This is a genomic window from Brucella tritici, assembly GCF_008932285.1.
GTDB classification, from domain to species: Bacteria; Pseudomonadota; Alphaproteobacteria; order Rhizobiales; family Rhizobiaceae; genus Brucella; species Brucella tritici.
In genome coordinates, this window is sequence record NZ_WBVY01000002.1 from 430,252 (window position 1) to 444,086 (window position 13,835).

Sequence of the window (13,835 nt, forward strand, 5' to 3'; positions counted from 1 at the left end):
TAGGGCCAAAGGTCTTAGGCCAGAATTTATTCGGAGTGCATGATGAAAATTACGGCCATTGAAACCGTACAACTGCCGCATCTCAACAACATATTGTGGGTGCAGGTCCATACCGATGAGGGGATCATCGGCTTGGGCGAAACGTTCCGCGGGGCAAATGCGGTTGCTGCCTATATTCACAGCGATATCGCTCCTCAATTGGTGGGCCAGAACCCTCTGGAAATTGATCGCATTTCAAAATTGCTGCTGGAGTCTTATGTCGGCTTCCGCTCATCGGGAGTGGAGATACGTGCGGCTTCGGCCATTGATATCGCGCTTTGGGATATTTTCGGGCAACTGACCAATCAGCCGATCCATCAGTTGATGGGTGGTCTCTCGCGCCCCTCGATCCGCACCTACAATACCTGTGCGGGCTATACCTATAACAAAAGCGGTGCCCGTCGTTACATCGGCGATCAGGATGACGCAAAGGAAGGCCCTTACGAAGATCAGCTGGCGTTTCATCGTGATGCCGGAGCGCTTGCGCAAAGCCTCTTGTCGGAAGGTATTACGGCCATGAAAATCTGGCCGTTCGACCCCTTTGCGGTGAGCAGTGGCGGCAATTACATTCACGCAACCGATCTCGACAAGGCGCTGGTTCCATTCCGCCAGATCCGCGATGCGGTGGGCGATCAGATGGAAATCATGGTCGAGTTTCATTCGATGTGGGATCTGACATCGGCCCTGACGATTGCGCGTGAACTCAAAGCCTTCCGGCCCTTCTGGTCGGAAGATCCTATCAAGATGATGAACCCGCAGGCGTTGGCTGTTTATGCGCGTCAATCCGGCATTCCCGTCTGTGCCAGTGAAACTATGGCAACTCGTGCGCAGTTTCTCGATGTGCTGCGTGCCGACGCATCCGATTATGTGATGCTTGACATTTCATGGTGCGGCGGGCTTTCCGAAGCAAAGAAGATCGCAACCATGGCCGAGGCGTTCCAGCGCCCCATAGCGCCGCATGATTGTACTGGTCCGGTGGTTTTCGCAGCCTCGATTCATCTTTCTCTCAATGCGCCCAATGCGATTTTCCAGGAATCTGTACGCGCCTATTACACCTCATGGTATCGCGATCTGGTGACTGTGATGCCGCGCATCGAAAAGGGTGTGATCTATCCGTTTGAAGGTGCCGGTCTGGGACTCAAACTCTCTGACTTTGTTCTTGATAACCCCGATGTAGTCCGTCGTAAAACGGGGGCTGTGTGATGGCCCATTTTCGCTGTATAGCCGATCTGCGCGGACAACTCACTGAAAGCCCTGTCTGGGATGACAGACGTAAAACGCTTTTTGCATGCGATATCAACGGGCAGAAAGTTTATGAGATTGATCTCGATAAAGGGCCGCTGCGCGAATGGTCTTTTGAGACTGCAGTTCCTTGTCTCGGGCTTGCGGAAAGCGGCCGACTGGTCGTTTCGCTTGCGCGCGAGATTATCCTGTTTGATCCCGAAACATTGGAACGCCAGACTCTTTGGGATGGTTATGACGAGCCGGAAACATCGCGCCTGAATGACGGCAAGATTGGACCGGACGGAGCCTTCTGGATCGGCAGCATGGATGCGCGTCCACAGCGTGAAGCCACTTCAAAACTCTATCGTGTGACTGCTGATGGCAAAGCTGAAATCAAGGCGGAAGGTTTTGAGATTTCCAACGGTCTTGCATGGACTGCCGATGCTGCAACGATGTTCCACACAGATTCCCGTGGGCCATGGATTGATCGCTATGATTTTGACGTCGAAACCGGATCGATGAGCAATCGCACCCGCATTGCTTATCTTGATGAAGAGACGGGGCGTCCTGATGGTGGTGCCTGCGATAGTGATGGCAATTACTGGAGTGCCGGGGTTTCTGCTGGTGTTCTCAACCGCTTTGATCGCAATGGAAAGCTGCTCGATCGCATAGCGGCTCCTGTTCCTGCACCGACAATGCCATGTTTTTGTGGCCCGGATCTTACGCTTCTTGCCGTCACGTCTCATCGCCTGGGAGCATCTGAAACATTGGAAGCTGCACCGCAATCAGGTGGCATTCACCTCATGCAGGCGCCTGTTGCGGGTGCGAAGATTGCCAGAATGAAGGGAGTTTGAACGGATGAAACGTCTGCTTCTCACCGGCGCGTCAGGCAATCTGGGGCGTATGCTGGCTAAAAGACTGACACAGGCGGGCTATTGGCTGCGCTTGTCCGATATCGCACCGTTTCCCGATCCTATGCCGGAGAATGCCGAGTTTATTCAGGCCGATCTGATGGATGCCGGTGCCATTACCGAGCTTGTGCGCGGTATGGATGCGATTCTGCACTTTGGTGGCATCAGTGTGGAGCAGCCCTATGATGCGGTTGCCAAAGCCAATCTGCTTGGTGTTACGCATGTTTTTGAAGCGGCGAGGGCTGAAAAGCAGCGGGTCATTTTCGCTAGCTCCAACCATACGATCGGCTTTTATCCTCGCGACAAGGCGCTTGGCGCGGATGAATCATATAGACCCGACGGCTATTACGGGCTTTCCAAGGCCTATGGTGAACTGCTGGGGCGCATGATGTTTGACAAGCACGGTATTGAAAGCGTGCATCTGCGTATCGGTTCCTGCGTGCCAGAGCCAACAGAAGCGCGGCATCTATCGACATGGCTTTCGCATGATGATCTGGTTCGGCTGCTGATAGCAGCTATTGAAGCCCCAAAAACAGACGTTGCAATCGTCTGGGGTGTTTCCGCCAATGCCGCGCGCTGGTGGGAGAAGGATGATGCAGCGCTGATCGGTTATGTTCCGCAGGATAATGCTTCCCGCTACGGCGATCTGGCGGAAACCGGCGACGCTGTATCACGCAGGTTTCAGGGCGGAACATTCACCGCCCATGACTACTCGCGTGAGGAATGAAGCTGTGGTGTCCATGGTTCTTGAACTCAACGCTTATAATTATCGTTTGAGGCTTGCCCCCCAATATGGAGCAACTCTGCTTGAGGCAGAGTGGCACCACGCGGATGGTTCATGGGTAGAATTACTTGAGCCACTCGTAACACCCGAAGCGGGCCTGAAAGCGGGGTGTTTTGTGATGGCACCTTTTGCCAATCGCATAGATGGTGGACGGTTCGCTTTTGAAGGAAAAACTGTTCAGCTGCCGATCAATGCGCCACAGGAAGGCATGGCCATTCATGGCTTTTCGAGGATGCATAGCTGGGAGGTGGTGGAGACCAGCGACAATCGGGTGCATGTCAGGGATGAGGTTCACAGTGACGACCATCCCTACTCATATAGGCTGGATCAAATCATCGATATTGCGCCTGATGGCTTTCGCATATCGCTGAGTATCCAGAATGAAGGCGACAGCGCTCTGCCGTTCGGCATCGGCTTGCATCCGTGGTTTTCTAAAACCAACAAGGCAACGCTTGAATTTCAATCCAATGGCGCACCACAGCTTGATAAACGCGGATTACCGCAAGGTATCCCCGAAGCTATCGACTGGTTTACTCCGGGAAACACAATTGCTCTGTCAAAATTGTCGCTAGTGAATTGCTGTTTCACAGGCTGGAACCGTGAGGCGACAATACGCTGGCCGGAAACATCAACTGGCCTCCGGCTTAAAGGCCAGGGCGCGTTGCGGCATCTTCATGTTTTCAATCCACAGGATCGCGCAGCCTTTTGCGCTGAACCGGTAAGTCACCTGCCGGATGTTATCAATAGGCCAGCGCTTGGTGAGGATGCAGCCATGACAGTTCTCAATCCTGGAGAAGCGCTGACGGGTGCTCTCCTGTTCTCCGCTCATCTTTTGCCAGACAATGCACCTGGCACTTGCAGAAATTTGCGCAGCTCAAATACCGGGAAGGCACTGAAATGACCAGAAAAGCATATGAAGATCTGCGTTCTGCGCGCTGGATGTTGCCAGATGATCAGCGTTCTTCCGGCCATCGTTCAAGAACCATGCAGATGGGGTATGATCCGGTGGATTGGGAGGGCAAACCAATCATCGCAATCATCAATACCTGGTCGGATGCACAACCTTGTCATGCGCATTTCAAGGATCGTGTTGAGTGGGTGAAGCGCGGCATTCTGCAAGCAGGCGGTTTTCCGCTTGAGCTTCCCGCATTGTCGCTTTCTGAAAGCTATGTGAAGCCAACAACCATGCTCTACCGCAACATGCTGGCGATGGAGACGGAAGAGCTTTTGCGTTCTCATCCGGTTGATGGTGCTGTCCTGATGGGCGGCTGTGACAAGACCACACCGGCACTCATTATGGGCGCCACCAGTGCTGGCTATCCCTTCATCTTCCTGCCTGCAGGCCCCATGCTTCGTGGCAACTATGCTGGAAAGACGCTTGGATCTGGCACGGATATGTTCAAGTTCTGGGATGAACGTCGCGCAGGCACCATCGGTAAGGAAGAATGGCAGGGCATTGAAGGTGGCATTGCCCGCAGCTACGGCCATTGTATGACCATGGGTACGGCATCCACCATGACGGTGATTGCAGAAGCCATGGGGCTGTCGCTGCCTGGTGCATCATCAATTCCTGCGGCTGATGCCAATCATCAACGCATGTCAACGCAATGCGGTCGCCGCATTGTCGAGATGGTGTGGGACGATCTGACACCAGACCAGATTATCACACCGGCAGCGGTGAAGAATTCGGTTATTGTTGCAATGGCGACCGGTTGCTCCACCAATGCAATCATTCATCTGATTGCGATGGCGCGACGGGCAGGTGTTCCGCTCGAACTGGATGACCTTGATCGTATCGGACGAACAACACCTGTCATCGCCAATATCCGCCCCTCCGGCTCCACCTATCTGATGGAGGATTTTTATTATGCCGGCGGCATTCGCGCGCTGATGCGTCAGCTCGGCGACAAGCTTGATCCTTCAGCCATTACCATTACCGGAAAACCGCTGACCGAGGGGCTGGAAAAAGCGCAGATCTATAATGAAGATGTTATCAGGCCGTTGTCCAATCCGGTGTATCATGAAGGGTCACTGGCCGTCTTGAAGGGCAATCTCTGCCCGGATGGCGCAGTGATCAAGCCCGCTGCCTGCGATCCCAAATTTCATCGGCATACAGGCCCCGCGCTGGTCGCAGACAGCTATCCTGAGCTGAAGAAAATTATCGATGATCCTGATTATCCGCTGACGCCGGACACGGTTCTTGTGCTGCGCAATGCCGGTCCGCAGGGCGGTCCCGGAATGCCCGAATGGGGCATGATCCCGATGCCGAAAGCTCTGCTGAAGCTTGGTCTCAGGGATATGGTGCGAATTTCAGACGCGCGTATGTCAGGGACAAGCTTCGGTGCCTGTGTGCTGCATGTGGCACCAGAATCCTTTATCGGCGGACCGCTGGCCCTGCTGAAAACCGGTGATATGGTCGAACTCGATATTCCGGCGCGCAATCTTAACATGCTTGTTTCTGAAGATGAACTGGCTGCCCGCCGTGCAGCTTGGGAAACGCCGGAACCCAAATATGAGCGTGGCTATGGCTTCGTCTTTTCCAAGCATGTCGAGCAGGCCGACAAGGGCTGCGATTTTGATTTTCTGAAAACCGATTTTGGTCGTCCGGTTGACGAGCCGGTCATTTATTAAGAGGCAGACCGATGTCAGACTATATTCTCTCCGACGAAACCCGCGCAAAATTGAAGAAGGTTTCTACCGCATCCGTTGCCACCGCTCTCTATAAGCGCGGACTGCGCAACCAGTTCATTCAGGGCTCGTTTCAGGTCGCACGTAAACCGGAAAACATGGTCGGCCAGGCTTTTACGCTGCGCTATATTCCAGCGCGCGAGGACCGCAATCCGATCACTGTTTTCCGTAATCCCGATCACAAGCAGCGTGTGGCCATCGAAACTTGTCCTCCGGGCTATGTGCTTGTTATGGATGCGCGCAAGGATGCGCGTGCAGCGACCGCTGGTTCCATTCTGGTGACACGTCTAGCTTTGCGGGGCGCTGCAGGGATTGTCTCGGACGGTGGTTTTCGTGATGTGACGGGCATTGGTGAACTTGATATGCCCGCTTACTGCGCCAAAGCATCGGCCCCGACAAACCTCACTCTGCATGAAGCCATCGACATCAATGTTCCGATTTCCTGCGGAGACGCAGCGGTGTTTCCGGGTGATGTGCTGGTGGGCGATGCCGATGGTGTCATGGTCGTCCCGGCGCATCTTTGCGATGAAATTGCCGATGAATGCATCGGAATGGAAGTCTTTGAAGACTTCGTTCTTGAAGAAGTGAAAAACGGTGCCGGAATTATTGGGCTTTATCCCTGCACGAAGGATGAAAACCAGCGCAAATTCGACAGTTGGCGCAAGAGCAGGCCAGAATGACAGAGCGTTGCGCGACACGCGAGTATGTTTTCTCCTCAAGATCATCGGCACCACCAAGCCGGACTAGGTTGCCGGTGACGGGGTACCGACTTCAAACACATGAAATGCCGGTTAAACAACTTTTGCGACAAAGCCGTGTCGATTAACATTCTGACCAACGGTGTTGACCGTAAGCCAGTGATCGCTCCAGATCTTCATTCTTACCACTTGACGGGGAAACCACTTAATCTGATAGCTGACAAGAATGAGTTTCTGCTATCAATTTTTCCCGGATTAGAATGATGTGCTGACGTCATGGCCTCGTAGACAGCAGCACAATCCTTAACGAGTTATGAAATTTCTCCAGTAATTCGACGAGGTCAAGGTGTTATGTTATTAGTTTCTTGGGTATATATACTTCCAGTATCGTAAGTTGTATTGAAATAATCTGAATATAACTGATTGAAAGCGTCAGCCCACGAACTGGATTGACGCTGGTGGTGACCATTTAAAGATGGTCGCGCGGAATAGTCTGGTTCCATTCGCGGATTTTGACCGTCCCGCCATTTTCCTTCGCCGTCAGTACGCCGGAAATGTAGAAACTCTCAGCATCTGAATGCATCTTCGTGATGCTTTCGATGTCGATCATCCAGCCTTCACGACCCATCTGATAGGCCTGTGTCAGCACATAGGATGCCGATAGCGGGTCATTGTCATTGACGCGCAGCTCGCGCTTGAGGCTGTGGCTCAACTGTGTGCCGAGATCGTCAAAGCGCAAGATGCCTTCGCCGAACAGACCGCCGATGCCTTCCGTCACATAGAGCGTTTCGCCGGTGACGTGATCCTGTTCGGTCCAGCGGCGTACGCTGCCCGGATCAAGTTGGGTCATCGGTGTTGCCGGGCCATGCGCTGGCTTCTGGAAGGAAACCTTCGCATCGTCAGCAGACGGCAGGCGCACGGGCAGATCGAGAACCGATGTGGCGGTGTCGAGCGTCAGCATCACGCGCTTTGGCGATGGCCAGACCATCGGCCAGTAACCCGTTGCAACCGAAAGACGGATGCGATGGCCCTTCTTGAAGCTATAGCCACTATCGTTGAGCTTGATCGCGATTTCATAGGTCTTGCCCGGCACCAGCATTTCCGGCTTGTCATGGCCGTTGATGTGGTTGAGGTTGAAGACCTGATAGCTGACGCGGGTGATGCGGCCATCCGGCAGAACGTCGCTCAGGCGCAGCGAAACCTGTGCAACCGGTTGATCAACGGTAAATGTCAGGCGAGCAACCGGCGCACCCAGAATTTCAAGATCTTCGGTCAGGACGGGTGTGTCGAAGTTGAGCGAGCCGCCATCGTCAAGACGCTGATCGGTCGGGTGTTCGCCGGGGCAACCCGTTGCCATCCATTCGCCGCCAGCCTTACCGTGGCTGTTTGGCGAGGAAATCGAAAGCACAGCCTTGGCGGCATCGGCCTTGCCCAGCGTGAAATCTTCACCAAGCGCGAAGGACTTAGGCGTGATTTCCGTCGACGGCCAGTTCTGTTCGCCAACCCAGCGTCCATTGGTGAAGTCGCGGGAGCCAGTCGGCTCGATGGTGTCGCAGACATAGGCGCGCAGCTTCGGCTCGTCCATGATGCCGGTGTCTTTGCCCTTGAGCCACTGATCCCACCAGCGCACTGCTTCCTGCAGGAAGCCGATTGCCGGACCCGGCAGGCCGTCCTGCGGATAGACATGGCCCCAAGGGCCGATAATACCACGCGCAGGAACCTGCAGGTTTTCGAGCAGGCGCGGAACAGCATTGGTGTAACTGTCGGCCCATGCGCCAATGGCGAGAACCGGGCACCGGATTGCTGACCAGTCTTCGCAGACCGAGCCATGCTTCCAGTATTCATCGTAATGCTGGTGTTCGAGCCAGAGCGCCGGGAAGAATGGCAGGCGTTCCAGACGTTCAATCCATGCATCGCGCCAACCGGCACCCACAATCGCCGGATCGAGTGGACGCGACTGATAGGCGAGCATGATGGTGCCCCACCACAGATTATCGTTGAGCAGTAGGCCGCCCATGTAGTGGATGTCGTCGCGGAAACGGTCGTCGGTCGAATAGGCGGTGATGATCGCCTTCAATGCTGGTGGACGGCAGGCTGCGACCTGGAGACCGTTGAAACCGCCCCAGCTCTTGCCCATCATGCCGACATTGCCGCTGCACCAAGGCTGATCCGCAATCCAGGCGATGACTTCGAGCGCATCGTCCTGTTCCTGCTGGATATATTCATCGGCCATGTGGCCGTCGGATTCGCCCGTACCACGCATGTCGACACGGATCGCGGCATAGCCGTTCTGTGCGAAATAGCCATGCATTGGCTCATCGCGGCCACGGGTGCCATCACGCTTGCGGTATGGAATATATTCGAGCACGGCAGGAACGGGATTTGCCTCGGCGCCTTCAGGCAGCCACAGGCGCGCGCCAAGACGGGTGCCATCTTTCAGAGTGATCCACAGGTGCTCGGTGATATTGACGGTCATGATCGGTTCCAATTTCAATAAAGAGGAGCCGGTGCGGTATTAGCGCCGCATCGGTAGTTTAGCTGGCGGCGCGAGCCTTGAGTATGTCGTCCAGCCAGTCGCGGCGCAGCTCCGGAACGGATGTGATGAGCTGCTCCGTATAGGGCTCGTAAGGCGGTTCGAAGATTGCCTTCGTGGTGCCGGTTTCGACCACCTTGCCCTTCTGCATCACCATGGTGCGGTCGGCGAGCCGACGGACGACGCCAAGGTCGTGGGTGATGAAGAGATATGACACGTGCAATTCGTCCTGCAACTTGCGCAGAAGTCTGAGAATTTCCTCAGCCACGAGCGGGTCGAGCGCCGAGGTGACTTCATCGCAGATGATGAGATCAGGCTTGGCGGCCAGCGCACGGGCGATACACACACGCTGTTTCTGTCCGCCCGAAAGCGCGCCCGGCGGACGGCTTGCGAAATCGGCAGGCAGGCCGATGAGTTCAAGCAGGCGCTTGACCTCAATCTCGCGCTGGTCCTCATTCATGCCGAAATAGAACTTCATCGGACGACCGATGATTTCACCAACGGTCTGGCGCGGGTTCAATGCCACATCGGGCAGCTGGTAAACGAGCTGAATGCGGCGCAGTTCTTCGCGCGAACGCTTTTTGTAGTTCGCTTCGAGCCGCTGTCCGGCAAGGGTGATGATACCGCTCGAATGCGGCGGCAGGCCAGCAATCACACGCGCAAGCGTCGATTTGCCCGAACCGGATTCACCCACAACCGCAAGGGTTTCACCACGACGAATGTAACAACCCACATCGGTCAGAACGAGCTTCTTGCCGTAATAAGCAGTCGCATTCTTCACTTCGAGCAGGATTTCGCCGGTCTTGTGTTCGGCCTGTTCACCCGAAATGCTGGCTTCACGCTCAGACACCAGACGCTGGGTATATCCCTGCTTTGGCGCTTCGAGAATTTCTTCTGCAGAACCAAGCTCGACCATCTTGCCATGACGCAGAACCATGATGCGGTCGGCAATTTGCGCAACGACTGCAAGGTCATGCGTGATGTAAAGAGCGGCAGTGTTGTAACGCTGGATCAGGCTGCGCAGGAGTGCCAGCACTTCGATCTGGGTCGTGACGTCAAGCGCGGTTGTCGGCTCGTCCAGCACCAGAATATCCGGGCGGCAGGACATGGCCATGGCGACCATGGCACGCTGCAACTGACCACCGGACACCTGATGCGGATAGCGATCACCAAAGGTGTCGGCATCCGGGAGCTGCAATGTATGCAGCAGTTCCAGCATCCATGCTTTTGCTTCGGTTTTGGTCATCAGGCCGTGATAGAGCGGGCCTTCCATGATCTGATCGCCGATGCGATGTGCAGGGTTAAACGACGCCGCCGCACTTTGCGCCACATAGGCGATGCGTGCGCCGCGTGCCATTTCTCGCGTCTCGCGGGTGCCGTCCATCAACGAAATATCGTCAACTACAACTGTGCCTTCAGCGATCCTGCAGCCGCCACGGCCATAGCCCATCGCGGCCAAACCAATGGTGGACTTACCAGCGCCGGACTCGCCGATAAGACCAAGCACTTCGCCACGCTTCAGCGTCACATCGACATGATCGACAAGCGTTGCGCCATTGGGGGCTTTGACGACGAGGTCGGAGATTGAAAGAACGATATCCTTGCTCATCGATCAGCTCCCTGCGTGGTCGTGCGTCCGGCCAAAAGCCAGTCAACAACGAGGTTGACGCCAACGGTGAGGATGGCGATTGCAGCCGCCGGGAACAGCGGTGCGTAGAGGCCGTAGAGAATAGCCTGCTGATTGTCCTTCACCATGCCGCCCCAATCCGCAAATGGCGGCTGGATGCCAAGGCCAAGGAACGACAGACCGGCAACGAAGAGGAAGGTGAAGCAGAAACGTAGGCCGAATTCCGCAATCAGTGGCGGCAGCGTGTTCGGCAGGATTTCACGCCAGATCAACCAGCCAAGACCTTCGCCGCGAAGGCGGGCTGTTTCGGCATATTCCAGCACATTCACGCCTTGCGCCACGATACGCGCCAAACGGAACACGCGGGTGGAATCGAGCAATGCGATAGTGATGATGAGAACCGGCAGTGACGAGCCGAGCGCCTGAAGAATGACGAGTGCCGAAATGAGCACGGGAATGCACATGACGGTATCGACAATGCGCGACAGCACCGTATCGACCCAGCTGCCGAAAATGGCAGCGAGGAAGCCGAGCGGTACGCCGACGCTGAACGACAGGAGTGATGCGGCAAGCGAGACACCGATCGACATCTGCGCACCAAAAAGCAGGCGCGAGAGCATGTCGCGACCATTCTGATCAAGGCCGAACCAGAACTGTGCCGATGGCGGATCAAACGGTGCGCCGACGATTTCTTCCTGACCATAAGGCGCGATCAACGGGCCAAACAGGAACATCAAAAGGCACAGGGTGACGATGGCGAGACCGACCCACGCCGTCAAAGGAATAGATTTCTTCATTGTCTTCATCGTGGGTGCCTCAGGCGCGGATTGAGCGCGATGGCAGCGACATCGGCGATGATATTGAGAATGACATAGGCTGCGCCGAAGACGAGGGCTGCAGCCTGCACAAGCGGAAGGTCACGCTTGGAAACGGCATCAACCATGAAGCGGCCAAGGCCGTTATAGTTGAACACGGCTTCGACAAGCACCACGCCGGTGATGAGGTAAGCGATGTTGAACGCCACCACATTGACGATAGGCGCCGCTGCATTTGGAAGAGCGTGCTTGGTGACAACGCGCTTGGTGCGCAGGCCCTTGAGGTATGCCGTTTCGACATAGGCTTGATCCATAACCGACAAAACGGCGGTACGGGTCATGCGCATCATCTGCGCAACGGTCACGAGAACCAGCGTCAGCGCGGGCAGGGCAGTGGCCTGCACCCATTCGAGGAACGTCATGCCCTCATAGGTGTCGGCAAGGCTCGGCAGCAGATTAAAGCGGATCGACAAAAACAGGATCAGTAACAGGCCAAGGAAATATTCAGGCAGAGAGACAAAAGCCAGCGCTACGATGTTGATAACACGATCAAAAATGCCGCCGCGCTTTACCGCAGTGATAAGGCCGAGGAGAATAGCGATAGGAACGCTGATGACCGCTGCAAAGGCTGCAAGCGCCATCGTATTCCAGAAACGCGGCCACAGGAGATCGGCAACCGGTTGCTGATTGGCAAGCGAGGTGCCGAGATCGCCGGTCACGAAACCTGCCAGCCACGCGAAATAGCGTGCGAGGACCGGTTGATTGAGACCGAGGCTTTCGCGCAGCGTCGCAAGCGCTTCCGGCGTGGCATTCTGACCGAGAATGGCGGACGCCACGTCACCCGGCAGGATCTGCGTGCCGGCGAAAATTAACGCCGACACGAGGAACAGCGTGAGGAGCCCGAGCCCCACACGCTTGAGAATTAGAACGAACATTTATGCTTCCAGCCAGACTTTTTCGGCAAGGCGCGCACCCATCAGATTGAACATCGGATGCGTGGTCACGCCCTTGAGCTTCTTGGAGGTGGCGTCGAGATAGTCGCCGAACATCGGAATAAGCGCGCCGCCATCATTGCTGATCATGGCCTGCAATTCGGCGTAGATTTCCTTGCGCTTGGCCTGATCGAGCATCGCACGGGCTTCAAGCAGCTTGGCGTCGAAATCGGCGCTCTTCCAATGCGTATCGTTTTGCGATGCGTTGGATGCATAAGCGACCGACAGGGCCTGATCGGCGGTCGGGCGACCACCACGATAAGACATGCAGAACGACGCTTTCATCCAGACATTGTCCCAATATCCGTCAGCCGGTTCACGCTTGATATCGATCTCGATGCCCGACTTGGCGGCGGCGGTGCGGAAGATCGCAGCGGCATCGACAGCGCCCGTGAAGGCTGCATCGGAAGCGGATAGCTGGATTTTCAGCGAATCCATGCCTGCCTGTTTCAGATAGAACTTGGCCTTTTCCGGGTCATAAGCGCGTTGCGGCAGTGCGGCGTCGAAGAACGGGTCGGTGCTCGGGATCGGGTTGTCGTTGCCGAGACGTCCATAGCCGCGCAAGGCGGTCTTGAGCATCTGTTCACGGTCAATGGCGTGCTTGACGGCAAGACGGACATTGTTGTCGGTAAACGGGGCTTGCGTGCAATCCATCAGGAAGGAGAAGTGCTGGCCGCCAGACGATTGAACGATGTTGAGGTTCGGATTGCGCTTCAACAGATCGACGGTCTTGAAATCGAGCTGGTTGATGGCGTGCACCTGACCGGACATCATGGCGTTGGTACGGGCAGACACGTCGTTGATAACGATGACTTCAACCGCATCGACCCATGCCGTGTTCGGCTTCCAATAGCTTTCATTGCGCGTGAAACGCGAACGCACGCCCGGCTGGAAACGCTCGAAAACGAAAGGTCCGGTGCCGACCGGCTTGTTGAAATCGGTCCAGTCCTTAGGAACGACGAGGAAGTGATAATCGGACAGGATGTAAGGCAGATCGGCATTGCCGCTTTTCAGTGTGATCTTGACCGTGCCAGCATCGACCTTGGCGACATCGATGAATTCCGAGGCGAGCGAACGCGCGCCAGATGTGGTTTCGCCGCGATGCAGGTTGATCGAATAAATAACGTCGTCGGCGTCAAGCGTCTTGCCGTTATGGAAGGTCACGCCCTGACGAACCTTGAAGGTCCATTCCTTGGCGTCGGCTGACGGTTCCCAGCTTTCGAACAGTTCAGGCACAGCCTTGTTGTCGGCGTCGATTTCGACAAGGCCGTTCATCAGCATGTAGGCCTGATTGACTGGAACCCAATCTTTCAGAAGGCGCGGATCGAAATTATCGGTCGTGCTGCCGCCGCCGATGCCGAGCTTGAGCACTCCGCCTTTCTTTGGCGCGCCTTCGCCTGCCGCCGCAGCGGGCGAGGTAATCAGGCCGCTCATGCCGGTGATGCCCACCAGACCGAGGCCGGCTGCGCCTGCCATGAAAGAACGACGTGTCAATTGAAACTGGCTTTTTTGCTCAGGCATTCT

11 protein-coding genes are annotated in these 13,835 nt (G+C 55.8%); 6 read left to right on the plus strand and 5 right to left on the minus strand.

Going from position 1 to position 13,835, the window contains the following annotated elements:
• Positions 1 to 42: 42 nt before the first annotated feature.
• Genes F9K94_RS07505 through F9K94_RS07530 form a run of 6 tightly spaced genes read left to right on the plus strand, consistent with a single transcriptional unit; the run spans position 43 to position 6,326 of the window.
• Positions 43 to 1,242, plus strand: coding sequence for a mandelate racemase/muconate lactonizing enzyme family protein (locus tag F9K94_RS07505; RefSeq protein ID WP_151645329.1), 1,200 nt, complete (start codon positions 43 to 45; stop codon positions 1,240 to 1,242).
• A complete protein-coding gene (locus F9K94_RS07510; protein WP_192799460.1) occupies positions 1,242 to 2,117 on the plus strand; it encodes an SMP-30/gluconolactonase/LRE family protein in 876 nt (291 codons plus the stop codon). The genes F9K94_RS07505 and F9K94_RS07510 overlap by 1 nt, the downstream gene beginning before the upstream one ends.
• Positions 2,118 to 2,121: 4 nt before the next feature.
• Positions 2,122 to 2,901, plus strand: coding sequence for an NAD-dependent epimerase/dehydratase family protein (locus F9K94_RS07515; protein ID WP_151644605.1), 780 nt, complete (start codon positions 2,122 to 2,124; stop codon positions 2,899 to 2,901).
• 13 nt (positions 2,902 to 2,914) lie between these two features.
• Complete coding sequence (locus tag F9K94_RS07520; RefSeq protein WP_192799461.1) at positions 2,915 to 3,859, plus strand: aldose 1-epimerase; 945 nt, start codon at positions 2,915 to 2,917, stop codon at positions 3,857 to 3,859.
• Entirely contained in the window at positions 3,856 to 5,589 is a 1,734-nt protein-coding gene (gene araD / locus F9K94_RS07525) for an L-arabinonate dehydratase (protein ID WP_151644609.1), read from the plus strand. Before F9K94_RS07520 ends, araD begins: the two co-directional genes overlap by 4 nt.
• Before the next feature lie 11 nt (positions 5,590 to 5,600).
• Positions 5,601 to 6,326 carry a ribonuclease activity regulator RraA gene (locus F9K94_RS07530; RefSeq protein ID WP_061348200.1) on the plus strand — a complete coding sequence of 242 codons (726 nt, stop codon included), beginning with the start codon at positions 5,601 to 5,603 and terminating at the stop codon, positions 6,324 to 6,326.
• Positions 6,327 to 6,813: 487 nt separating this feature from the next.
• Here the strand turns inward: F9K94_RS07530 and F9K94_RS07535 are convergent, their stop codons facing one another.
• Genes F9K94_RS07535 through F9K94_RS07555 form a run of 5 tightly spaced genes read right to left on the minus strand, consistent with a single transcriptional unit; the run spans position 6,814 to position 13,832 of the window.
• A complete protein-coding gene (locus tag F9K94_RS07535; protein ID WP_151644611.1) occupies positions 6,814 to 8,820 on the minus strand; it encodes a CocE/NonD family hydrolase in 2,007 nt (668 codons plus the stop codon).
• A gap of 58 nt (positions 8,821 to 8,878) precedes the next feature.
• Complete coding sequence (locus tag F9K94_RS07540) at positions 8,879 to 10,486, minus strand: ABC transporter ATP-binding protein (protein ID WP_151644613.1); 1,608 nt, start codon at positions 10,484 to 10,486, stop codon at positions 8,879 to 8,881.
• Entirely contained in the window at positions 10,483 to 11,301 is an 819-nt protein-coding gene (locus F9K94_RS07545) for an ABC transporter permease (protein WP_407922034.1), read from the minus strand. The genes F9K94_RS07540 and F9K94_RS07545 overlap by 4 nt, the downstream gene beginning before the upstream one ends.
• 5 nt (positions 11,302 to 11,306) lie before the next feature.
• Entirely contained in the window at positions 11,307 to 12,254 is a 948-nt protein-coding gene (locus F9K94_RS07550) for an ABC transporter permease (RefSeq protein ID WP_007879087.1), read from the minus strand.
• Entirely contained in the window at positions 12,255 to 13,832 is a 1,578-nt protein-coding gene (locus tag F9K94_RS07555; RefSeq protein WP_151644617.1) for an ABC transporter substrate-binding protein, read from the minus strand. It lies immediately after the preceding gene.
• Positions 13,833 to 13,835: the final 3 nt, after the last annotated feature.

Excerpts from the sequence above, each read along its gene's own strand:
- F9K94_RS07510 (WP_192799460.1), top strand. The coding sequence starts at position 1,242 with ATGGCCCATTTTCGCTGTATAGCCGATCTGCGCGGACAACTCACTGAA.
- araD (WP_151644609.1), top strand. The coding sequence starts at position 3,856 with ATGACCAGAAAAGCATATGAAGATCTGCGTTCTGCGCGCTGGATGTTG.
- F9K94_RS07550 (WP_007879087.1), bottom strand. The coding sequence starts at position 12,254 with ATGTTCGTTCTAATTCTCAAGCGTGTGGGGCTCGGGCTCCTCACGCTG.
- F9K94_RS07515 (WP_151644605.1), top strand. The coding sequence starts at position 2,122 with ATGAAACGTCTGCTTCTCACCGGCGCGTCAGGCAATCTGGGGCGTATG.
- F9K94_RS07545 (WP_407922034.1), bottom strand. The coding sequence starts at position 11,301 with ATGAAGAAATCTATTCCTTTGACGGCGTGGGTCGGTCTCGCCATCGTC.
- F9K94_RS07505 (WP_151645329.1), top strand. The coding sequence starts at position 43 with ATGAAAATTACGGCCATTGAAACCGTACAACTGCCGCATCTCAACAAC.
- F9K94_RS07555 (WP_151644617.1), bottom strand. The coding sequence starts at position 13,832 with ATGCCTGAGCAAAAAAGCCAGTTTCAATTGACACGTCGTTCTTTCATG.
- F9K94_RS07530 (WP_061348200.1), top strand. The coding sequence starts at position 5,601 with ATGTCAGACTATATTCTCTCCGACGAAACCCGCGCAAAATTGAAGAAG.
- F9K94_RS07535 (WP_151644611.1), bottom strand. The coding sequence starts at position 8,820 with ATGACCGTCAATATCACCGAGCACCTGTGGATCACTCTGAAAGATGGC.
- F9K94_RS07540 (WP_151644613.1), bottom strand. The coding sequence starts at position 10,486 with ATGAGCAAGGATATCGTTCTTTCAATCTCCGACCTCGTCGTCAAAGCC.
- F9K94_RS07520 (WP_192799461.1), top strand. The coding sequence starts at position 2,915 with ATGGTTCTTGAACTCAACGCTTATAATTATCGTTTGAGGCTTGCCCCC.